The sequence below is a fragment of the Peribacillus sp. FSL R5-0717 genome (genome assembly GCF_038002945.1).
GTDB classification, from domain to species: domain Bacteria; phylum Bacillota; class Bacilli; order Bacillales; family DSM-1321; genus Peribacillus; species Peribacillus frigoritolerans.
On sequence record NZ_JBBOOF010000001.1, the window covers coordinates 494,038 to 516,219 of the forward strand.

A 22,182-nucleotide genomic window follows, 5' to 3' on the forward strand; every position below is an offset into this window, starting at 1 on the left:
ATTTAAAACCCCTTTACTTCTTCCCGATATGATCTTATGTACTCTGCTAATTGCTCATAACGATCTGAAGGGAATTGATCAACGATGGCAGCCGCCAGTTCCCATGCCACTACCGCCTCAGCAACTACTGCTGCCGCAGGAACCGCACAACTATCGGAACGCTCGACACTTGCTTCAAACACTTCCTTCGTATCAATATCAACACTTTTCAAAGGTTTATATAAAGTGGGGATCGGCTTCATCACACCGCGTACAACTATCGGCATTCCAGTTGTCATACCGCCTTCAAAACCTCCAAGGCGATTGGTTTTCCGGTAATAACCCTGTACTTCATCCCATGCGATTTCATCATGGACATCACTGCCGAATAGATGGGCCGCTTCAAATCCTAGACCTATTTCCACCCCTTTAAATGCATTGATGCTCATTATCGCTGCGGCTAGTTTTGCATCAAGCTTACGGTCATAATGCACATAACTTCCCACTCCCACCGGCATTCCTTCTACAATGACTTCGACGATTCCGCCGATGGAATCTCCTTTTTGTTTCGCTTCATCAATTGCATCCTTCATCTGCTGCTCTACGTTTTTGTCGAAACATCTAACGGAAGATTCTTCTGTTACCTGTTGCAATTGCTGGATCGTTTCGTATTTTGGCGGTTCTGCCTTCACTCCGCCAATTTCCAAAACATGCGATGCCACTTCTATCCCCAATAAAGACAATAGTTTTTTCGCGACAGAACCTGCCGCCACCCTTACTGTCGTTTCACGGGCTGAAGAGCGTTCCAGAACATTTCTCAAATCGCGGTGCCCATATTTAATCCCGCCGTTCAAGTCGGCATGACCAGGGCGAGGCCGGGTGATTTTACGTTTAATTTCTTCAGCTTCCTCTTCTGAAAGCCCTTCACTTCCCATAATCTTTGTCCAATGTTTCCAATCATCGTTCTCGACCACCAAAGCAACCGGTGAACCGAGTGTGTAGCCATGTCTGATTCCTGAAGAAATAAAAGCCTGATCTTTCTCGATCTGCATCCTTCTTCCACGTCCATGCCCTTTTTGCCGGCGTCCCAATTCTTGATTGATATCCTCATTCGAAATCGGCATTCCTGCCGGTAATCCTTCAATGATAGTAGTCAGTTGCGGACCATGTGATTCTCCCGCTGTTAAATATCTCATCTTCCAGCCCCCCTTTTAGCACTTTAAAGTGTATATGTATCAATATACCACAATTTTATGAAATGTGGGTATATGTAAAACGTAAAAACCATATTGTTTGAATTTAATCACTTTTCACTCTATTTTACAAGTACTTAAACATTTTCGATATAGTTTTTCTTTCAAATCAGAGTTCTACTGGATTTGCTATTACTCGACAAACGAAAAGGACTGAACGCCCATGAGCAGAATCAGTCCCTTTTTTAAAAAGTATTTACTTTTTCTTATAAAAAAATGTGTCGATCGTTTCAAATTGATATTTTCCAGGGGTGAATATTTGCTCTGTACTTCCTACAAAAAAACCCCGCCGCTTCTTAGTGATGCACTGAATTTTTCATATAACAAATTTTTGGCTTCTTCCGTGAAATAAATTAGCACATTGCGGCAAATGATTATATCGAACCCCTGTTCAAAACGATCAGCGAGAAGGTTTTGCTTTTTAAATGTCACCCTTCTCTTGATTTCTTCATCAACACGATAAAAATCCGCTTTTTTTCAAAGTATTTCCTTTTGATTTCTTCAGGCACTTCATTTAAGGAACGTTCAGGATACATCCCCAATTCCGCTCGCGCCAACACATTTTCATCCAGATCCGTCGCCAATATCTCTATCTGGCTAAGTGGAACCAGATTGGATAAAATCATGGCAAGCGTGTATGGTTCCTCGCCAGTTTAACAGGCCGCACTCCAAATCTTCAACTTTTTTTTGCTTGCTAAAAGACCTAGAAGGATTTTCCGCTCCAACACCTTCCATCTTTTCGCATTTCGATAAAATTCGGAAACATTGATTGTCATTTTATCCAGAAACTCATTTAAAACTTCGGGATTGGTTTGAATGTCTTTATAGTATTCACGAAATGAATGATATCCTCTTTTTTCATATAGAGATGTCAATCGCCTTTTCATTTGCCCTTCCTTATATAATGCCAAATCAATGCCTGTCAGCGTTTTGATATTGCGAATAAACTCTTCAAATTCTTGAGGCATTCCTACGACTCCCCTGCACATAATTATTTAAGTGTTCCTTCCCTTTATATATCGGAGAGTGCCATATTTTCTTTAAACTACAATAATTCCTTACCGTGCCGGGAAGCTAAAAAAGCAATGCAAAAAAAACGGGTTCCATCGCATAATGACGATGGAACCCGCTTCCTATATAGTGAAGAGTACTAATTAATAAACCCACTCGTTTACAAGTTTAGAATACTCAACAAGTTCTTCTTCTTTGAAGAATAAACCGATTTCACGTACAGCGCTTTCAGCTGAATCAGATCCGTGAATGATGTTTTTGCCGACAGTTACCGCAAAATCGCCACGAATTGTTGCTGCTGCTGCATCTTTAGGGTTAGTAGCACCCATCATTTGACGTGCTGTAGCGATTACATTTTCACCTTCCCAAACCATTGCGAAGACAGGACCTGAAGTAATGAAGTCCACTAATTCGCCAAAGAAAGGACGTTCTTTGTGCTCGCCATAATGTTGCTCAGCCAATTCTTGAGAAATGACCATTAATTTTGCTCCTGCAAGAAGGAAGCCTTTCTTTTCGAAACGGGAAACGATTTCACCGATTAAATTGCGTTGAACGCCGTCAGGCTTTACCATTAAAAAAGTTCTTTCCATGAATGTCACTCCTAATATGTATCATTGTTATTTGCCTATATAAGGCAATACTTTTAGAATATTACCATTGTTTGATGAGTTTCGCAACTCCCATTATCAAAACTTTCTTTTTCCGATATTTTTCGCGATATCCGATAAAGTTTTTCTAGCTTTAATGGCAGGAAGACCTTTCAACTCAGTAAAAGCTTTTTCTAAATACATATCACTGATCCTCGCTGCCTGTTCAATGGCACCGGAAGTTTTTATCGCATTGATTATATGGGACATTTCATCTTTTGGCGTATCTTCCCGAACAGTTTCGATAAGCTTTTTTAACTTTGGATCCTCCATAGCGATCAAAACGGGTAAAGTGATATTACCTTGAATCAAATCACTCCCGGCCGGTTTACCAAGCTCTTCTTCCGACGCCGTAAAATCCAATATATCATCGGTGATTTGATAGGACATACCGACATAATATCCGAATTTAAATAGCTTTTCGTGAATTCCCTCTTCAACACCTGCTGAAATGGCTCCCAACTGGCAGCTGGATGCAATGAGCAATGCCGTTTTCCGTTTGATCCGTCTAAAATATATCCGCCAATTCTGTTCGAAATTATACTTATCTTTAATTTGTTCAATTTCCCCAAGACATAGTTCAACCATGGTATCAGCGAGAATTTGATGCGCAAGCGGAGACTCGATGACCGCCATCATTTCCAGTGCACGAGCAAAAATGAAGTCGCCTGTGTACATGGCGACACGATTATCCCATTTCGACTTGATGGTAGCCGACCCCCTGCGTAAATCCGCATCATCCACAACATCATCATGTACAAGGGAGGCCGTATGAATCAGTTCCAGAGTCGCTGCGACATGCTTTACGACATGAATATCATAGTTGCCAAACTTCGCTCCCAATAGGACGAATACCGGACGGATCCGTTTTCCACCGGATTGCAGTAAATGCAGGGAAGCTTCCCTTAAAACCGTGGAATCCGCTTCAATTGCGGCTTCCAGTTCTTTTTCTATTAATTGCAAATCTGCATTCAAAAATGAATACATCATTTTAAATTTCATACATTCCACCCAGCTTTGTCCATTGCTATTCTGCTTATTTTGAAGGCTTGTACCCGAAATGCGTTGCTGCTACCCCACCGAAATGGGCTTTATAACTGACATTTTCCATTCCTGCCTGCTTAAACATGTTTTCAAGCTTTTTCATGCCTGGGAAATCTCGAGCCGATTCCTGCAGCCATGAGTATTCACTATAGCTTTTTGCGAATAATTTGCCGAACATGGGCATGATGAAACGGAAATAAAAATAATATCCCTGTTTAAAGCCTAGCATCGTTGGCTGTGACGTATCCAGGCAAACGACCATACCACCTGGCTTCGCTACACGGTTTAACTCTTTAAGCACTTTCATGTAATCAGGGACATTCCGCAGCCCGAAACCGATCGTGACATAGTCAAAGCTATTATCCTCAAAAGGAAGTTCCATTGCATTCCCATGCATTAGGGAAACTTGATCCAGATTGAGTTCCTTCACCTTTTGTTCGCCGATTTTCAGCATGTTTTTACTAAAATCCAGACCAACAACCTTTCCTTCTGGTCCTACTTCATTAGCAAGGGCAATGGTCCAGTCCGCTGTTCCACAGCATACATCCAGTGCATGGGCGCCTTTTGGGACATTCATGATGGCCATTGTAGCCTTCCGCCATTTAAGATGCTGTTTAAAGCTTATGAGGGAATTCATCTTGTCATAATTTCCGTAAATCTTTTCAAAGACATGATGAACTTTTTGCTCTTTAGACTGCTCCATGATTCACCCTTCTTTCACATATGAATTTGCCATACTCTCTGTTTGTTCCAAGATGGCCTTCACTCTTTCCAGTAGTTCATCATCCAACTTTGCCAGCTTCCGCATCGAGCGCTCTACGGATTGCCAGGCATCCCTCAGGCACTTGTCGAATTGGGTGCGTACCTGTTCTTCCTTTTCCGAAATGGGAACATCCCGACCGATCGAGTCATCAAAAGGCATTTCCCTTAGGACATCAAAAACTATTGATTCCCCCGACTTCATATAACTTCTCTTCTCGGCATGCAACCGTTTTAAAAGCAGCAGATCTTCCGATATCTCTATCCAGGCAGGCTCATTATAGTAATCCGCAAGTTTCTGAATCAGCGAAGCCTCGATCGCTTTTATCGTCATTAAAAGCGTTGGTACATCTTGAATCGACCCTTGTTGGTATAGAATGATTTTATTATCATTTATTTTTTTTATCGCGCTTGAAAGGATACGGATCATGTCAACATTACCTATACTGGCAAGCCCTTGATAATATAAGCCACTATAGTAATCACCGGCAAGCACTTGTAATTGACGATTTTTCAATACCTCCGGCGACTCGATTCCTTCACCCGAATTTGAGACGATTTCATGGGTATCCAGAGCTATTTGCACTAACATGGTTGAAATGATGTATTGATTCCGTTTTTCGCTTGTAACGTCCAAATCGTTAAACAATCCCCAAAGCAACATCAGTTTATCTTCGTCCAAGCTTGGCTTTTGTATATACTTCAACAAATATGGATGTTGAGCTTTCGTTTCTATTAATCGTTTTAATTGCCTTATGTCGTCCGTTATGTTTAACAATTGAGATCACCCTTGCATCCCCGAAAGATAATTTTTTTCATACATACATATTGGTTTCTGTCTGTGTAAAATACACATTATTATACCATAAAAACAATCAGATGAAATGGTCAACGTTTATAAAATGAAACTTCCAAAAACAAGGAAATCATCGACTTTTGCTCTTCAAAAAAATGGATGCGGGAAATTTACAGCTTGTTAAACGCGATATCAGGTGATTGATTTATAATTAACCAAGCATTGAGAAACGATCATTTGTCAGGTGAATTCTTTTTGGAATCACTTTCTATCTCTCCGAATGGAGTATAGACCTTTGCATGGCCCCTGATTTTAATTGCCGAGGTATGCTCCGTGAATTGTGCGATCATCACCTCTCCTGAGTCCAGTTTTTCGGAGTGGTGAAACTTGGTGTCCGTTCCCCTTGTCAACCCGATGACATTCACACTATCCTCAATGGCTTTGATTACGACAAAATCATTCAGAATCTTTTTATCATTCATTTTTTCCTGCCCCCATATCCTTAGTCTTTAATGAATGCCAGTACTTCAGCTCTAGTACGGTGATCCTTCGCAAACGTTCCCCTTACAGCTGAAGTCACTGTTTTAGATCCAGGTTTTTTCACGCCTCGCATGGTCATGCACATATGTTCAGCCTCTACTACAACCATTACACCATGAGGCTCGAGCTTTTCCATTATCGAGTCTGCAACTGTAGAAGTGATGCGCTCTTGAAGCTGCGGACGCTTCGATACAGCCTCAACCGCCCGTGCCAATTTGCTTAAACCAGTCACTTTTCCGTTTTTCGGAATATATGCTACATGGGCTTTCCCGTAAAAAGGGACTAAATGATGTTCACATACCGAGTAAAACGGAATATCCTTTACTAGTACGAGTTCTTCATGGTCCTCCCCAAAAACAGTATCGAAATATTCCTTTGGATCCTGATTAAGTCCAGAAAAAATTTCTTCATACATTCTGGCTACACGAGCAGGAGTATCCAGCAATCCTTCCCTCGTTGGGTCTTCCCCTACAGCCTCGAGAAGCATTTTAACCGCTTCTTCTAATTTGGCATGATCAACATTAGCCATTTTTTGTACCTCCTAAAAAATCAATAATATTATGTATTCAGATAAAAAAACCAAAGCGCGTTGCACCCGGAAATCCATAATTGCAATTATAAAGCGACCGATTACCCAAAGATTGAAGCCCTTTAAAGGCGGTTTCGGGTGGGTATTTTCTTGTGACAGATTTACCATCTGAAGCGTATCTAAAATATTCACTGTCTTTTATATTATCACAGATGGAAATTAAGAAGCAAAAAAAGGACCGCGTTTTCACGCGGCCCTTTTCGGTTAAGCACCCGTATGTAATGGTAGAATTACTTCACTGCATCTTTCAGCGCTTTACCGGGTTTGAAAGCTGGCACTTTGCTAGCTGCAATTTCGATTTCGTCACCAGTTTGTGGGTTACGGCCTTTACGAGCCGCACGTTCACGAACTTCAAAGTTACCAAAACCGATCAATTGGACTTTATCACCGTTTTTTAGAGCTTCTAAGATTGTATCAAAAACAGCATCAACAGCTTTTGTAGCGTCTTTCTTAGAAATTTCAGTTGCTGTAACAACTTCATTAATTAATTCTGTTTTGTTCATGCCATTCACCTCCTCCCAAAAGGGATCTTTATAAAAAATCATTATTACAACACTATAATAGTGATTTGTTATTAGCTTCGGTCAAAAAATTTTCATTCCCTGACAATCATGGATTACCAAGCCCGATTAATTTCCAAATAATTCATCCGGAAATTTATAAATAGGTTGAAATCGCTGTTATAACGCGTTTTCTGTATGTAGATTATCACAAATCCTATTAGCTTAGCAAGGGAATTCAAAAAATAATGGGAATCTTTTCATCAATAATTGTATATATTATAAATTTTGTCTTTCGCTATTCATCATTTCCCTTTTTTATAGAAATTAAACTTATTATATTGCTGAAAATCGCTTAACCACAAGGTTTTTTCAAGATTATACTAAAGAACAGCAGATTAATTCAAATATTAGCGTTCATAAATGATATTTTTCTTTCGATCCTGCCGTTTCTTCCATGTAAAAAGACCAATCCATAAATGGAGTTGGTCCGGCCTTAAACGTTTTCTATAAGATGATGGCAATCAAACCGCCACTGCCCTCATTAATAATCCTCTCAAGTGTTTCTTTTAATTTATAGCGTGCATTGTCTGGCATCATCGCTAATTTCACCTGTATGCCCTCCCTTACGTAGGAACTTAGGCTTCTTCCAAAAATATCGGAGTTCCAAATGGAAAGTGGATTGTCTTCGAAATCCTGCATCAGATACCGTACTAATTCCTCACTTTGCTTTTCCGTACCGATGATTGGCGAGAATTCGGATTCGACATCGACCTTGATCATATGGATGGAAGGAGCTACAGCTTTTAGCCTGACACCGAACCTGGCTCCCTGGCGGATGATTTCCGGTTCATCAAGACTCATATCGTTAAGGGATGGGGCTGCGACACCATATCCAGTTTGTTTAACCATTCTCAACGCATCGGCCACCTGATCATATTCTGCTTTCGCATACGCAAAGTCCTGCATCAATGATAACAGATGATCCTTGCCCCGAATCTCCACACCGACAATTTCCTTCAGAATATCATCATATAGTTCATCCGGGGCGTATAGGTCTATTTCTGCAACCCCCTGCCCCATCTCAATGCCTGCAAGCGCTGCACGGTCAATGAACTCGAATTCATTGAAATGACCGACTACACGATCAACATCCCTCAGGCGCTTAATGTCCTTGACTGTCTCTTTAACCGCTTCCTGGTAACTTTCCCTTAACCAATGATCCTCGCGCAGAACCATTACCCAGCTCGGGAGATTAACATTGACCTCGAGAACAGGAAATTCGTACAAGGCCTCGCGCAGTACGCTGTAAACATCCGATTCCCGCATTCCTTCGACACTCATGGCCAATACGGGGATATCATACTTTTCCTGCAAGGATTCCCTCAGTGCCACCGTATTCGGGTGGTGAGGCTGAACGGAATTGACAATCATGATAAATGGCTTGCCAACCTCCTTCAATTCTTCGACGACCCTTTCCTCGGCCTCTAAATAATCACTTCGCGGGATTTCTCCTATCGAACCATCCGTCGTAACGACCACACCTAATGTGGAATGATCCTGAATTACTTTACGAGTACCGATCTCGGCAGCTTCATTGAACGGAATCGGCTCTTCATACCAAGGCGTGTGAATCATGCGGGGACCATTTTCATCCTCATACCCTTTTGCCCCGGGTATTGTATAACCGACACAATCGACTAAACGGATGTTCACGTCGAGACCTTCAGCTACTTGAATCGATGCTGCCTGGTTCGGTACGAATTTGGGTTCCGTCGTCATGATCGTCTTTCCGGCAGCACTTTGTGGCAATTCATCCTGTGCCCTGGCGCGGTCCGCCTCAGACGGTATATTCGGAATGACGACTAGCTCCATGAATTTTTTAATAAATGTGGATTTTCCAGTCCTGACGGCACCGACCACCCCCAAGTATATATCGCCACCGGTCCGTTCAGCTATATCTTTAAAAATATCTACCTTTTCCAAGGTATCCCCTCCCGAATTAGAGTTTTGGGATTTCGTTTATCCATTTGCATTTATTTAGGACAATATATATCTATGATGTTGTCCTAAAAATTTATTCCATTTATTTCCCTGGTTCAATCCCTTCCTCCACCAGAAATTTTTATATAAGGGTTGTTATTTTAAAAGTAAGATGAAATAAAGATAAAAGAAATAACCCTTCCCCTACAATATATTTTGCAGAAGAAGGGTTATGCCTATTTTGTAAGAAATATTGGAGTATTTGTTTTTTCATCAATTGTATATGGTAACGAATAGGCAGGAACGAACTCCGAACTCTGCACCAGCAGTTCCCGGATATCTTCACCTTGCTTGATTTTCCCCTCATTCTTCTTCAATGCCTCAAGTAAATCCGGGGTATAATCAACAAAAACGCTGCCTTGACCATCGACTACAAGGTATAAATCTTTTTGTGAAAATGGACTCGTGACCGTCGGAGCTTCCTTCAGGCCCATCTTTTCATAATCAAGCGTGAAGACATTATCGGATAACCTTTCCTTAAACGGCGGGTATCCGTTGCTTTGCTGATAGGCAGTCAATCTCAAGGAAACATCCTGAATCTTCTGCGCCATCCTGACATCCAACAGCTTTACAGTCGGATCTTTTTCAACATTAACTAGGATGTATTGAAAGACACCCCCTGATTCAAAGGCATTGTCCGGCGGTTCAGCCATATACCTCGGCGAAATCTTAGAAAATTTTATGACATATTTTTGATAAATCGGTGTCCCTGCATCTTTAGTAACTATCGGCAGTATGCCGCCTTCATCCTTCTGAAATTGATCCACTGCACTTTGGACGGATTGTATTTGTTCTTTATAAGGCAGTTGGTTTTGCATTTTTTGCTTCTCCGGATATAAGCAGCCGGATAATGATACAGAGATGCATAATAAACATAATATTTTGAAAAAATTTCTCATCATTTCTCCTCACCTATCAAGTGGTTGGCCCGCTAAGAACAACGATAAGGATGATCAAGCCGGCCAGAATCATAAGTATGTATGCGATAATTGCTGTCAAGACTCTCCAAAAACCTTTTAATTTATAGCGGCTTAAGTAGATTAGAAATATAGAGATAACCATAAAGCCCATAGCTATAAAGGATATCCACATTTTTTGCAGAGCAGGTGTCATATCTTCATCACTCCTTTTTCCAGAAATTATTATAACATACCAAATTACGTTAAAGGAATTAAATCCTTGTCCAATCTGTGTAATTCCCGTTTTCATTACTCGTTCTCGTGAAAAAAAATTCTGAGATCCAGTTATAAAACGAGAAATATGTAATTATCCCCTCCTCCAAACAACAAAAAAAACAGCGCAATGACTGTTTCAGTTTATAAACAAACTCGATAATAATTGAGTTTGTCGACAGTTTTTTAAGGTGTTTAAAATTTGACCGTAGATTGGAACGTAGGGCACTCGCTTTACCGGAAGGTCCCCCCTCGGCTCTATTAGCGCCTGTGGGGGTCTCCCTTGGCCCCGCTTTCCCGCAGGAGTCTCGTTACGTTCCGTTCCAGTTAACCTTGTGTTAACAGGAAGATAAGCTCCTTATTTAAGGGTGAATACTCGAGGTGGTGAGGATACCTTTGATCAGCTTGAAATGTTTACTTAGACCACCTCTTGCAGATTAGTAGAATGGAGGTTCCCATTCATGTAAAGAAGATGGCCACCTGGCCTTGACGAAGGGGAGAAATGTTGGAAATAATGACCTTGGAGAGTTCATCATTATCTAAAACTGCTACAAATTCAAAAAGGTTTCGGAATGATACCATTCCGAAACCTTTTTATCTACAGTCTGAATCAGCCAAAGGCTGTTTTTCTGCTTTTTTTTAATTAAGATTGAAGAGTCGGCAAGACTTCTTTAAACGCTTTAATTACTGTATCGACTTCATCCAGCTTAATAGTCAATGATGGCTCGATCCTGATTGTTTTGGAATTAATAAGCGTACCTGCCACCAAGATGCCTTTATCAAAAAGGGCTTTTGAGAATTCATAACCCACTTCATCTTTATGGAACTCAATACCGATCATTAATCCTTGGCCACGGATTTCCAGCACCTTATCTTTGTGCTCAGCAGCCACTTCCCTTAACCCATTTAAGAAGTATTCTCCAACTTCCGCAGCACGCTGCGGTAAGTTTTCTTCCAAAAGTACGTCGATCGTAGCGATGGCCGCAGCACAAGCTAATGGATTTCCACCAAATGTCGTAGTATGCATGAATGGATTGTCGAACCAGCTTTTAAATACTTTCTCATTGGCTACAACAGCGCCTGCAGGCATTACACCGCCACCAAATGCTTTCGCTAAACAAATAATGTCCGGAACAACATCATATAGCTCAGAAGCGAACATTTTACCTGTCCGTCCCATTCCTGTTTGCACTTCATCCAAGATCAATAACGCATCATATTCGTCACATAATGCCCGAACCTGCTTTAAATAATCCTGCGGAGGCAGAATGACCCCTCCTTCACCTTGAATAGGCTCTAACAGCACAGCAGCAACATCTTCACCGACCAATGCACAACTTTCAAACGTTTTTCTCATCATATCCACATCACCGAACGGTACATGGCGCACACCTGGAACCAACGGGATGAACGGTTTTCTGAACATGCCCTTTGCCGTTGCCGATAGGGAACCAAGGCTTTTCCCATGAAATGATTTTGTCGTGGAAATGATCGTGTATTTGTCACTGTACATTTTAGCCAGCTTAAGTGCAGCTTCCACGCTCTCGGTACCGCTGTTCGTAAAGAATGAGTATTTTAGATCTCCCGGTGTGATTTCGGCAAGGATCTTGGCAAGCATTGCACGTAATGGATCAAGTAAGTCCTGGCTATGAAGGGCTTGTCTTTGCAATTGATCGGTTACTGCCTTTACTACTTTAGGGTTACGATGGCCAACATTATAAATACCAAAGCCACCTAAACAATCAATATATTTTTTTCCATTTACATCCGTAAAACAGGAATCTTGATCAGACCACTCCACCGAAGCGAACTGTGTGTCTTTAGTGACCGTCTTCCGGTATTCCAAAAACCCAGGGTTTACATGGTTACGGAAATTCTCGACCGTTTCTCTTGTTACCCACTGTGCATCTTCTTTTGAAATTTCTTTCTGCTCGATTAATTGAAGAACCTTTTTAATATAATCTTGAGTTGCTGATTGGTTAGCTTGAGTGTTTTTACTTTCTACGTTAATTGACATTTTATTATCTCCTTTTTTTATAGCTTTAGTTGATGGGTTAATTAAGTTTGCTTGTTTTATGAAACTTTGATGCTTACCTCCCTTTTTTCTTATACTTACTAATCAAGCAAGAAGCATGCCAAGTTAATTAACCAATAAAATTGCATTTTTTTAAAAAAAACACTCTAAAACTATGCAAATATGCATATCGTTATTTCACTTTGCATAATCAAGTTTGGGAAATCATTGAAAAGCTTCGAAAATGCCTTCATAAAAATAAAAGCCGTTGACAAGTGATTTTCATCACCCGGCAACGGCTTTTGATCAAAATGCATCATTTTCGATTTTCTTACTTTGTTCAGCTAACACTTTTTGATACTTCCTGCTCACTGACGATTGACTTATCCCGAGCGCTTTAGCCGCTTTGGTCGTGGTTTTATACTGTTTCATGGCAAGCATGATCAATTGTTCTTCCACATGATCCTGCGCTTCCTGCAGCGGAAGGATTCTCGTAATGATGGGTTTCGTTTGTTTAAAGTCACTGCCCACAGGTATGAACCTTTGAATGAAGTCAGCATCGATCATCTCTTCATCTGCAGAAACAACCAATCTTTCAATCATGTTCTGCAACTCACGAATGTTTCCCGGCCAAGTATAGACTTCCAGTATATTTAATGCATCAGGGGAAAAGTGATAATTCCGCTGATACCTTTCATTCAGTTTTTGCAGGAAATGAAAGGCTAGCGGCGGTATATCCTCCGGCCTTTCCCTTAATGGGGGCACATGTATGGGTATGACGTTCAACCGATAGAATAAATCTTCCCGGAACGTGCCCATCTCGACCATTTTTTCCAGACTCTTATTCGTGGCCGCAACAATTTGAACATCAATGGAAATGGGTGTAGTGCTGCCAATCGGTATCACTTCCTGTTCCTGGAGTACCCGCAGCAGCTTGACTTGCAGATGTATGGGCATGTCACCAACTTCATCCAGGAATAAAACACCTTTATTAGCCTGCTGAAAGTATCCTACCTTCCCATTTTTATCCGCTCCTGTAAAGGAACCCTTCGTATAACCAAACAATTCACTTTCGAGAAGGTTTTCCGGAATCGCCCCGCAATTTATCTTCAGGAAAGGCATTTTAGATCGCCTGCCCATTTTATGAATGGCTTCAGCTATCACTTCTTTACCTACTCCCGACTCCCCATTAATTAATACAGTAGATGAAAAATGGGCGATTTTCTTGACTTGGCTGATTATCTGCTCCATTTTAGGACTTGCAAAAACCAACTCTTTATAAAATTGATCCTGTTTTTTGAAAGAGTCCAGTTCTTTCCTCATTTCATTTAATTCCGATTTCAATTGTGTCGTTTCCGTTATATCCCTTGATGCAATGACTATTCGATCTATTTCCCCTTTTTCATTGAACACAGGGGTGCCGACGGAAAGGACTTTCTTATTCATTTTCGTATCTTGGACAATCGATACTTTCTTTTTTTGTTCAAGGACTAACCGGGTTACCGAAGGATTAAAAATCCCTTCATCCTCTAATTGCAAGAGATTCTTCCCGATATAATCTTTTAAGTCCTTCCCCCAGAATCCCGAGATGATGCTGTCACTATAGCGCAGCAGCTCTCCTTTTTGATTGACTACAAGTATTTCATCATAGATATTCGCTAAAATGGCATTCAAATCTTTATTCGAGCTTTTTATCAATTCTATTTCCATGGCCATTTCCTCAACCATCGGTAAATCCTGAACGATGATGATCAGGCCTTCGACTTCTTTTTCATGGTTCAGAATCGGGCTATAGTCGACAAGCACACTCATGACATCAGTAATCTCCAACTGATTCAGAATACTGCTCCCGCTGGCAAACACGCTATGTATATGCTGCTTATTGAAGATGCTCGCAGCAGGTTCATTAAGGACTTGTTCAGAAGGTTTTTTTATCATCTTCAAGCCTGATTCATTGAAGTTCACGATATTCTTTTCTTTATCAGCCACAAATATCCCCATAGGAATGGAGGTTAATATAACATTTAATAGGTCTAAATTTTGTTTGCTGTCCTGCTTGAATAATTCAGCTAATACATCTTCCCTTTTTACATAACCGGTTAGCAGGCCATCATCCGTTTTTATCAGTACGATAGGCTCACCGATAATTTGAAACAAATGCGGCAAGGAAATGTTAGGGTGCAATTTACAGACATTATCAATCGAAAAAGCATACTGTAAAAGCTGATCGACTGTCGTTATTTTTTCATTTAACGGGAGGTCATCCATGCGGATATACGCAAACACTTGATTTTCCTTCATAAGAAAGAAGAAAGGTTCCTGTATCTCATGAATATTTTGGTCTGAAAATGTAGGCTGATCAATTGTTATAGTTATGAATGGTCTAATTTTATCATCCGGAATAGATAACACAGTTTCACTCTCCTTTTGTAACCTAACCTATATTTTATCACAATTCCGAATTGCAAGATAAAAAATAAGAGGCACCATTACTCATATCCAGCATTTACCTTTACTCATTCCACGACAAAAGGGTCCTTAAAGGGACCCTTTTGACCTAAAAATCTGATATGCAGCTTAGACTTATTTTATAAGGACCGTCCACCTTATCTTATACATTCCAATCATGTTTGAATTTTGCTTATTCCTGTTTGTTATGATTCATGGATGGCCGTCCTCTGCCAGGGCTTTTTATACAGATAGGACAGCACCCTCAATACCGTCATTACGGCTTCATACCTGTTTGCAACACTATAAGGAACCAAGGGTAACATATATGCTTCCATGCTTCTGCCCCCGTCGCTATTCCTTATTCATCCCCCTACATAATTTCCTAGATAAATTACACCCACTTTCCCAACCATGACACGGAAACCGTCACAATAATCAGTAAATTCAATGCTTATGGAAAGGTCAGTACAGAAGGAAATTTATTAAAAGCAATATAATTGAAATGAATAATTAATCCATCAGTGTCCTAACCTGCAAAAACAGGCATATGTATGAATGGACATATAAAACTATACCGAACCTGCCGAAGGAATGACTTTGCCAACATTACATAACCGTACGCCGGGAAAAGCATTACCATGAAAGCTCCCGGGCACCATACTAAGCGACATATTCTTGCCCTAAGCGCTGAATACATGTTGCTAACGCCATGAACGGAATAGACAACAAGCAATAGCATTAATGACCTCTTCATTTCTCATCAGGCATATAACACCCTCCCTCGTGTAATGAAACAGTAGAATACATTCACTGTGCTTTTTCAAATTGGAATAACGGAGGGGATTCCGTAAACCATTTTGTCCGATATAGAAGATAACCAATCCCAATTACCGCCCAGACTATTCCTAAAATCAAGGAACTCATCTCGAGATTAAGCCAAAGGATGAAGACCGAAGCCGCGCCTAAAACCGGGGACAGAATAGTTGAAAGAAAACCTTTAATCGTTCTGAAGCTTTTGTTTCTTATCGAATGGACGATTACACAAATATTCACGAAGGTAAAAGCGATTAATGCCCCAAAGTTTATGAGGGAAGTGGCCGTAACCAAATCAAGGAATAAGGCAACCAGTGATATCGACCCGACAAAAATGACATTAAAAAATGGCGTGTTGTACTTGGGGTGGACAAACCCAAATAGTTTTTTCGGAATCATTTGGTCACGCCCCATGACATATAGCAACCTAGAAACACTAGCGTGAGATGCAAGACCGGAGGCAAGGGTACCGCATAAAGTTCCTGCAAGAAAGAATGCCTGAAATAACTTCCCGCCCACGAAAAGGGCAATTTCCGGAGAGGCTGCTTCAGGATCGCTAAAACGGGAAACATCCGGGAAAAATAACTGTGTAAAGAATGATGCCGTCACGAATAAAACCCCTCCGATCAGGGCAGTCAAAAAGATGGCCCGGGGGACCGTTTTGGATGGATTCGGTGTTTCTTCCGATAAAGTAGTGACTGCGTCAAACCCCAAAAAAGAAAAACAAAGGATTGTAGCACCAGTTATGAGCGTCGAGATTTCCATATGGGGTCCGATGAATGGCTGAACCGACAAGACCTCTCCAGTCCCTTCTCCACCCATGACTCCTTTAACGACAAGTGCCCCAAAAATGACGATGACCAACATTTGAAAAAAAACAAGGAAGCTATTAAAGTTGGCCGCAAAATTAACATTGAATAAGTTAATGACTGTCATTAAAAGGACAAATGCCACCACCCATATCCATGGGTATACTTCCGGAAAAAGAGCAGTTAAGTATATTTTAGTCAAAATGCCGTTCACCATCGGTAAAAATAAGTAGTCAAGTAACGAAGACCACCCGACGAGGAAGCCTAAATGCGGACTGATCGTTTTTTGTGTGTACGTATAGGATGAACCCGCCTGCGGATATATTTTAACCATTTTTCCATAACTGGCTGCTGTAAACAACATTGCCAAAAGAGCAATGATATAAGCGGTCGGCACATGCCCCCCGGTTTTTTCGGAAACTATCCCGAATGTATCAAAAACAACCATCGGCGTCATATATCCAACACCGAGCAATACGATATGCCACAAGTTTAATGACCTTTTCAGATTACCTGTTTGCATGTATCATTCCCCTTCCTTTTATGCTAGAAAAGTTAAGACAAACTTTTCTAGCCTCCCTTATAAATTGTTGGTCATATTACACTTCGCAATTTTCATACCAAAAAAAAGGGTCGATTTTTAACAAAAAACAAGGAAATATGTAGAATGATTTATGCAAATTTGAATAATCTATTCAATTATTCATAAATAGAAGATTTTTTGCCAATAAAAAAAGCAGAAGATATTTAGATATCTTCTGCTCATTTGACTAAATCCCCCGTGCCGAGGTCAAATTACTAGTTTACTTTCGTTGCATTGTATGCTGATACACGGCAAGGCGCATCATCAAATGCCTAATTTAATGAAATTCTTTTATGAAAATCAACAGATTGGAGATTAATCCTGCTGCCTGCTATCCAATATGTTAAAAAGTTCTTCCATCTCATTCGTTTTTGAACGATTCATCAAAAGGTCAACTGCCTTTTTCACTTCTTCCCCATTGAATAAAACATCGTACAGGGCTTCGGTGATCGGCATATTCACTTCGTACTTTTGGGCTAGTTGATAGGCGGCTTTAGTGGTTCTGACACCTTCAACTACCATCCCCATGTTTTCCAAAACTTCTTCAAGCTTTTGCCCTTTACCAAGCATATTCCCAGCTCTCCAATTACGGGAATGAACGCTTGTACAAGTGACGATCAAGTCGCCAATCCCAGCTAAACCTGAAAACGTTAATGGGTTAGCCCCCATGGCCACCCCTAGACGGGATATTTCAGCCAACCCTCGAGTCATTAATGCAGCCTTGGCATTATCCCCATAGCCTAAACCATCCGTGATGCCGGCAGCCAAAGCGATGATGTTCTTTAAAGCCCCTCCGATTTCAACACCAATCAAGTCCGGATTCGTATATACACGGAAATTATTATTGATAAAGATGTCCTGAACCCTTTCGGCAGCTTTCATATTCTTTGAAGAAACGGCAACTGTTGTCGGGTGACGTAAACTGACTTCTTCTGCATGGCTCGGTCCTGAAAGAACCACTATATCCTTAAGCCATTCTGACGAAGAGACTTCTTCAATCATTTCCGATATACGAAGCAGGGAATCAGGTTCAATTCCCTTACTCACATGAACGATTGTCAACGGTTTATCATGAGCCTCTTCAATCTGGCCAAGCACTTCCCGGTAGGCTTTTGTCGGAACAGCCAAGATTATTATTTCAATCCCGGCCAATGCTTCCTTAATGGAAGAATAACCTTTAATCCCCAAAGGCAATTCAATCCCAGGCAAGTATTTTTCATTCGTATGAATTTGATTGATTTCATCGATTTGTTTCTGATTATGTCCCCATAATCTCACTTCATGCTGGTTATCAGCGATTACAAGCGCTAAAGCAGTCCCCCAGCTCCCAGCTCCAATCACTGCGATACTTTCTTTTTCTTTTACCACGGTATAACCACCTTTACTATTTTCTCTGGCGTCCAAAAATTCGTATTGGTGTTCCTTCAAAACCAAAGGCATCCCTAATTCGATTTTCTAAAAATCTCTCATATGAGAAATGCAATAACTCCGGATCGTTAACGAATACGACGAAAGTTGGCGGCTTGATGGCTACCTGTGTCGTATAGTAAATTTTCAAACGGTTTCCATTATGAGTCGGTGTCGGATTCATTGCCACGGCATCCATTACCACTTCATTCAATACATTTGTCTGAACCCGGATAGCATGATTCTCACTAGCCTGATCAATGACCGGTATTAAGGTATGTGTCCGTTTTTTCGTTAAGGCAGAAAGATAAATGATTGGCGCATAATCCAAGAACAGGAAATGAGCACGGATCTTTTCTTCAAAATCCTTCATCGTTTTTTCATCTTTCTCGATGGCATCCCACTTATTGACGACGATGATGACCGCCCTACCCGCTTCATGGGCATATCCTGCAATTTTCTTATCCTGCTCACGAATTCCTTCTTCAGCGTTCAGGACTACAAGAACAACGTCTGAACGTTCAATTGCCCTTAATGCACGAAGTACGCTATATTTTTCCGTACTTTCATACACCTTGCCTTTTTTCCGCATCCCTGCTGTATCAATAATGACATACTCTTTGCCATTATACTTATACGGAGAGTCAATTGCGTCACGAGTCGTACCTTCAATATCACTGACAATGACGCGTTCTTCACCTAACAATGCATTGACCAGAGAAGATTTACCTACGTTCGGTCTTCCAATCAAACTGAATTTAATGACATCATCAGCATAATCCGGGCCGTCAAATTTAGGGAAATGTTTAGCCGCTTCATCCAGAAGGTCACCAAGACCAAGTCCATGAGACCCGGAAATCGGGAATGGATCACCAAAACCTAACGCATAGAAATCATAAATTTGATCTTTCATTTCTGGGTTATCGACTTTATTTACCGCAAGGACAACCGGCTTTCTTGACTTATAGAGTATCTTTGCGACCTCTTCATCAGCAGCCGTTACACCTTCACGACCATTCGTCATAAAAATTATCACATCAGCTTCGTCAATGGCAATTTCAGCCTGCTGACGAATTTGTTCTAGGAACGGCTCGTCACCGATATCAATTCCACCTGTATCAATAATGTTGAAATCATGTGTCAACCATTCACCCGAACTATAAATCCTGTCCCGGGTCACTCCTGGAACGTCTTCAACAATCGAAACCCGTTCTCCAACTATTCTATTAAAGATTGTCGATTTTCCCACGTTCGGACGACCGACTATCGCAATTACCGGTTTTGGCATTGCTATTCACCCTTTCTGCTACTATATCTCTGTCAAAGTCACGAAATTCATGAATGCATTTATTACGGTTGCTTTGCATTATTGATTTTCATAATTTCCTTTTAAAGGAAAAGGTTGTATTCATCATCATTTAAAGGAATCTTTCATCAGTAAGGATAATCCCAACTGATGTTCAGTTAAACTCATCAGGTATTCACGGGCGGTTTGTCCACTTGACGCCCCGGTTCCTTAGGTGACATGAAGCTGAACCCTCTGCATGCTAAAACTTGATTCTAAACAGCCCAAAAAAATTAAGAAAGCTTCGGCATACGGCTTCCTTTTTAATTGTTTAGAGCATTTTACGATTTATCTACAGACCTCTAACTATCCTATAGTAACAAATTTCTCGCCAATCAACAATGATTGTATGAATAAAAGCCTTCCAATTCCAATTGGTTCCATTTATATTTCTGCCTTTTGATAAAACAGCTAATACCCCATACTAATTTTCTCCATACTCATTGATTAAAATTCTCTTTTCCTTGTTTTGATAAAAATCTCGAATGGGAAATTGTATAAATGTATTGGCCAACCAGTTCCAACATTCTCCACAGTATGTTTGCTCCCAATACCAGCACGGCATTATCATGCCATGCGTAATCAAGGGCCACATAAGGTAAAGAGTGGTAAGCAAGTAATCCGGAATATATGATATCTCCTAGCAGCATCCCAATTAAAAGGACGAACAATCGATGTTTCCAATTTTTAAAAAGTAATAAAATAAGATAATTCAGGAAAATACACAAAAGATAAGAGGGTTTCATTATGAGCCATATCGGATCAAGTAAAGAAAAAAGTTGAAAACTCGCATAAGCGAGAGTGATAATAAGACTTCCGCTGATCAGTTCCATCATCTTGATGATTGATTTCTTCCTAATATACACACACAGAATAAAGAAAAGATAAGGTCCGCTTAAATGCACGGAAACCAACGGAGCCTCCAGTTTATAGCCCGTTAATACCATTACGGCTAATAGATGAAAAAGAAAATCAAAACGAAAGGGAACCGTTTTCGGAATAAAATACATGACAATGACCCAAACTATCCATGAAATCCAATAAAATATAATTCCATCCATGCAGCGTCCCCCCTTTTAGGAACATTATGGGTTGTTTATTCAAAGTATAAACGTTAAGCACGGCATTTAATGAGGAAACCTTACCCCATTCATTTAAAAAGGAGGTGTGAATATGGGAAAAGATCGACAAGAGAAGAAATTAAGAGAAAGTAAACGGGTGGAGTCCGACAGGGACCAATCACTGGGTCTTAAAGGGGCAACAAGAATGGAAAGCCCTGAAGAGGCACGAAAAAGGAATAGTTAAGTCTATCCATGAACAAAAAGGAAGCATCTCCATTGGATCCAATGAGATGCTTCCTTTTTGTGGTCATTCATTTAGCATACACGGAACAATCAATGCCTCTTTGAGATAACCAATGATAGGTATTTCCTTTAATGACTAATTTCGATTTTCTTAGCTCAGAGATATTACCGCATCCGAGTGCAGTCATGATGACCTTTAAATCTTCATGTATGTAATGTATTTCTTTAATCAAATGCTCCAAGCCCAACTCTTTATAGAGCTTGAGGAAATGTCCAGCCAATCCGACACCTTTCGCTCCTAGCGCCAGGCTTTTTGTAATTTCCAAAGGGCTTTGAATGCCACCCGACCCAATGACTGAAAGCTGTGGTGAAACATTCACTGCTTCGACAATCGAAGCGGCTGTCGGTATGCCCCATTCATTAAAATATCCGAGTATTTTTGCTCGTCTTTCATTCTCGATTTTAGCAAAATTCGTTCCGCCAAACCCGCCTACATCAATGATTGAAACACCTACGGAATGTAATTGCCGTACCGTTTCCATACTCATCCCAAATCCAACTTCTTTTACGATGACAGGAATTCCGATCGTTTCATTGATTTTTTCTATTCTCGAAAGGGTACCCGCAAAATCCCTGTCCCCTTCAGGCATCGTCAATTCTTGGATGACGTTAATATGTATTTGAAGGGCATCGGCCCCGATCATTTCGCTTGCCCGCTTAGCCTGTTCGACTGTTGCTTCACCACCGAGATTACCAATCAACACACCATCAGGATTTTCCTTCCTTACAACTTTGAAAGAAGCTTGCTGGCTAGGATCCTTGATGGCTGCCATTTGCGATCCTACCGCCATGGCGATTCCCGTTTCCCTTGCAGCAATGGCTAGGTCACCATTCAATTTTTCCGTTTCAGCGCCTCCGCCTCCGGTCATGGCATTTATAAAAATTGGCGAACTTAATTCAAGTTCGCCAACTTCTGCTGTGAGGTTCACATTATTCAAGGAAATACCTGGTAAGCTTTGGTGAATAAACGAAATATCTTCTAGTCCGGTTTGATGCTGCTGTCCTGTCTTAAGCGCAAATTCTATATGATCTAATTTTCGTTGTTTTCTCTCCAAGGCCATCA

At 40.8% G+C, this 22,182-nt stretch carries 20 protein-coding genes and 1 pseudogene; 1 reads left to right on the forward strand and 20 read right to left on the reverse strand.

The genetic code is table 11. The features are described from left to right. Positions 1 to 2 precede the first annotated feature (2 nt). From aroC to NYE65_RS02480, 19 genes and pseudogenes are all read right to left on the reverse strand, one after another. Positions 3 to 1,175 (reverse strand): chorismate synthase, encoded by a 1,173-nt coding sequence (gene aroC, locus NYE65_RS02390; RefSeq protein WP_340859756.1) that lies wholly within the window; start codon positions 1,173 to 1,175, stop codon positions 3 to 5. Between the two features lie 253 nt (positions 1,176 to 1,428). Continuing rightward, positions 1,429 to 2,200, reverse strand: a pseudogene (locus NYE65_RS02395) (CheR family methyltransferase). Positions 2,201 to 2,386: 186 nt separating this feature from the next. After that, the gene (gene ndk / locus NYE65_RS02400) at positions 2,387 to 2,833 is read right to left on the reverse strand and encodes a nucleoside-diphosphate kinase (RefSeq protein ID WP_034308008.1); all 447 of its coding nucleotides are present in this window, start codon (positions 2,831 to 2,833) and stop codon (positions 2,387 to 2,389) included. A 96-nt stretch (positions 2,834 to 2,929) separates the two neighbouring features. After that, the gene (gene hepT / locus NYE65_RS02405; protein WP_053535594.1) at positions 2,930 to 3,892 is read right to left on the reverse strand and encodes a heptaprenyl diphosphate synthase component II; all 963 of its coding nucleotides are present in this window, start codon (positions 3,890 to 3,892) and stop codon (positions 2,930 to 2,932) included. Between the two features lie 34 nt (positions 3,893 to 3,926). Next, positions 3,927 to 4,637 (reverse strand): demethylmenaquinone methyltransferase, encoded by a 711-nt coding sequence (locus NYE65_RS02410; protein WP_034308012.1) that lies wholly within the window; start codon positions 4,635 to 4,637, stop codon positions 3,927 to 3,929. Positions 4,638 to 4,640: 3 nt separating this feature from the next. Next, positions 4,641 to 5,471 (reverse strand): heptaprenyl diphosphate synthase component 1, encoded by an 831-nt coding sequence (locus NYE65_RS02415; protein ID WP_340859758.1) that lies wholly within the window; start codon positions 5,469 to 5,471, stop codon positions 4,641 to 4,643. 251 nt (positions 5,472 to 5,722) lie between these two features. Further along, positions 5,723 to 5,971, reverse strand: coding sequence for a trp RNA-binding attenuation protein MtrB (mtrB, locus tag NYE65_RS02420; protein WP_034308017.1), 249 nt, complete (start codon positions 5,969 to 5,971; stop codon positions 5,723 to 5,725). 20 nt (positions 5,972 to 5,991) lie between these two features. Continuing rightward, the gene (gene folE / locus NYE65_RS02425) at positions 5,992 to 6,558 is read right to left on the reverse strand and encodes a GTP cyclohydrolase I FolE (protein ID WP_034308020.1); all 567 of its coding nucleotides are present in this window, start codon (positions 6,556 to 6,558) and stop codon (positions 5,992 to 5,994) included. Between the two features lie 290 nt (positions 6,559 to 6,848). Beyond that, positions 6,849 to 7,121, reverse strand: coding sequence for an HU family DNA-binding protein (locus NYE65_RS02430; RefSeq protein WP_034308023.1), 273 nt, complete (start codon positions 7,119 to 7,121; stop codon positions 6,849 to 6,851). Positions 7,122 to 7,625: 504 nt separating this feature from the next. Beyond that, the gene (spoIVA, locus tag NYE65_RS02435; protein ID WP_034308024.1) at positions 7,626 to 9,104 is read right to left on the reverse strand and encodes a stage IV sporulation protein A; all 1,479 of its coding nucleotides are present in this window, start codon (positions 9,102 to 9,104) and stop codon (positions 7,626 to 7,628) included. Positions 9,105 to 9,337: 233 nt separating this feature from the next. Continuing rightward, positions 9,338 to 10,063: a hypothetical protein gene (locus NYE65_RS02440; protein WP_098865329.1), complete on the reverse strand. Its 726-nt coding sequence runs from the start codon at positions 10,061 to 10,063 to the stop codon at positions 9,338 to 9,340. A gap of 13 nt (positions 10,064 to 10,076) precedes the next feature. Beyond that, on the reverse strand, positions 10,077 to 10,274 hold the full coding sequence (locus NYE65_RS02445; RefSeq protein ID WP_048681698.1) for a DUF2768 domain-containing protein: 198 nt from the start codon (positions 10,272 to 10,274) through the stop codon (positions 10,077 to 10,079). Between the two features lie 702 nt (positions 10,275 to 10,976). Beyond that, positions 10,977 to 12,350, reverse strand: a complete 1,374-nt coding sequence (locus NYE65_RS02450; protein ID WP_048681701.1) for a putrescine aminotransferase — start codon at positions 12,348 to 12,350, stop codon at positions 10,977 to 10,979. Positions 12,351 to 12,653: 303 nt separating this feature from the next. Then, the gene (locus NYE65_RS02455) at positions 12,654 to 14,759 is read right to left on the reverse strand and encodes a sigma 54-interacting transcriptional regulator (protein ID WP_268591104.1); all 2,106 of its coding nucleotides are present in this window, start codon (positions 14,757 to 14,759) and stop codon (positions 12,654 to 12,656) included. Positions 14,760 to 15,001: 242 nt separating this feature from the next. Continuing rightward, positions 15,002 to 15,133 (reverse strand): hypothetical protein, encoded by a 132-nt coding sequence (locus NYE65_RS02460; protein WP_340859759.1) that lies wholly within the window; start codon positions 15,131 to 15,133, stop codon positions 15,002 to 15,004. A 472-nt stretch (positions 15,134 to 15,605) separates the two neighbouring features. Beyond that, positions 15,606 to 16,943: an APC family permease gene (locus tag NYE65_RS02465; protein ID WP_328176802.1), complete on the reverse strand. Its 1,338-nt coding sequence runs from the start codon at positions 16,941 to 16,943 to the stop codon at positions 15,606 to 15,608. 375 nt (positions 16,944 to 17,318) lie between these two features. Next, positions 17,319 to 18,371 carry an NAD(P)H-dependent glycerol-3-phosphate dehydrogenase gene (locus NYE65_RS02470; RefSeq protein ID WP_328176803.1) on the reverse strand — a complete coding sequence of 351 codons (1,053 nt, stop codon included), beginning with the start codon at positions 18,369 to 18,371 and terminating at the stop codon, positions 17,319 to 17,321. Between the two features lie 16 nt (positions 18,372 to 18,387). Beyond that, positions 18,388 to 19,698 carry a ribosome biogenesis GTPase Der gene (der, locus tag NYE65_RS02475; RefSeq protein ID WP_034308039.1) on the reverse strand — a complete coding sequence of 437 codons (1,311 nt, stop codon included), beginning with the start codon at positions 19,696 to 19,698 and terminating at the stop codon, positions 18,388 to 18,390. Positions 19,699 to 20,195: 497 nt separating this feature from the next. Further along, positions 20,196 to 20,816 carry a YphA family membrane protein gene (locus tag NYE65_RS02480; RefSeq protein WP_340859762.1) on the reverse strand — a complete coding sequence of 207 codons (621 nt, stop codon included), beginning with the start codon at positions 20,814 to 20,816 and terminating at the stop codon, positions 20,196 to 20,198. A gap of 112 nt (positions 20,817 to 20,928) precedes the next feature. On the opposite strand from NYE65_RS02480, the gene NYE65_RS02485 reads away from it, so the two are divergent. Beyond that, positions 20,929 to 21,060 (forward strand): YpzI family protein, encoded by a 132-nt coding sequence (locus tag NYE65_RS02485; protein WP_095389675.1) that lies wholly within the window; start codon positions 20,929 to 20,931, stop codon positions 21,058 to 21,060. A 67-nt stretch (positions 21,061 to 21,127) separates the two neighbouring features. On the opposite strand, the gene fni is transcribed toward NYE65_RS02485, so the two are convergent. Then, the gene (gene fni, locus NYE65_RS02490) at positions 21,128 to 22,174 is read right to left on the reverse strand and encodes a type 2 isopentenyl-diphosphate Delta-isomerase (protein WP_340859765.1); all 1,047 of its coding nucleotides are present in this window, start codon (positions 22,172 to 22,174) and stop codon (positions 21,128 to 21,130) included. Positions 22,175 to 22,182 lie beyond the last annotated feature (8 nt).

Excerpts from the sequence above, each read along its gene's own strand:
- der (WP_034308039.1), bottom strand. The coding sequence starts at position 19,698 with ATGCCAAAACCGGTAATTGCGATAGTCGGTCGTCCGAACGTGGGAAAA.
- hepT (WP_053535594.1), bottom strand. The coding sequence starts at position 3,892 with ATGAAATTTAAAATGATGTATTCATTTTTGAATGCAGATTTGCAATTA.
- NYE65_RS02410 (WP_034308012.1), bottom strand. The coding sequence starts at position 4,637 with ATGGAGCAGTCTAAAGAGCAAAAAGTTCATCATGTCTTTGAAAAGATT.
- NYE65_RS02460 (WP_340859759.1), bottom strand. The coding sequence starts at position 15,133 with ATGGAAGCATATATGTTACCCTTGGTTCCTTATAGTGTTGCAAACAGG.
- NYE65_RS02480 (WP_340859762.1), bottom strand. The coding sequence starts at position 20,816 with ATGGATGGAATTATATTTTATTGGATTTCATGGATAGTTTGGGTCATT.
- NYE65_RS02440 (WP_098865329.1), bottom strand. The coding sequence starts at position 10,063 with ATGATGAGAAATTTTTTCAAAATATTATGTTTATTATGCATCTCTGTA.
- ndk (WP_034308008.1), bottom strand. The coding sequence starts at position 2,833 with ATGGAAAGAACTTTTTTAATGGTAAAGCCTGACGGCGTTCAACGCAAT.
- mtrB (WP_034308017.1), bottom strand. The coding sequence starts at position 5,971 with ATGAATGATAAAAAGATTCTGAATGATTTTGTCGTAATCAAAGCCATT.
- NYE65_RS02485 (WP_095389675.1), top strand. The coding sequence starts at position 20,929 with ATGGGAAAAGATCGACAAGAGAAGAAATTAAGAGAAAGTAAACGGGTG.
- NYE65_RS02450 (WP_048681701.1), bottom strand. The coding sequence starts at position 12,350 with ATGTCAATTAACGTAGAAAGTAAAAACACTCAAGCTAACCAATCAGCA.
- NYE65_RS02445 (WP_048681698.1), bottom strand. The coding sequence starts at position 10,274 with ATGACACCTGCTCTGCAAAAAATGTGGATATCCTTTATAGCTATGGGC.
- NYE65_RS02430 (WP_034308023.1), bottom strand. The coding sequence starts at position 7,121 with ATGAACAAAACAGAATTAATTAATGAAGTTGTTACAGCAACTGAAATT.
- aroC (WP_340859756.1), bottom strand. The coding sequence starts at position 1,175 with ATGAGATATTTAACAGCGGGAGAATCACATGGTCCGCAACTGACTACT.
- NYE65_RS02465 (WP_328176802.1), bottom strand. The coding sequence starts at position 16,943 with ATGCAAACAGGTAATCTGAAAAGGTCATTAAACTTGTGGCATATCGTA.
- folE (WP_034308020.1), bottom strand. The coding sequence starts at position 6,558 with ATGGCTAATGTTGATCATGCCAAATTAGAAGAAGCGGTTAAAATGCTT.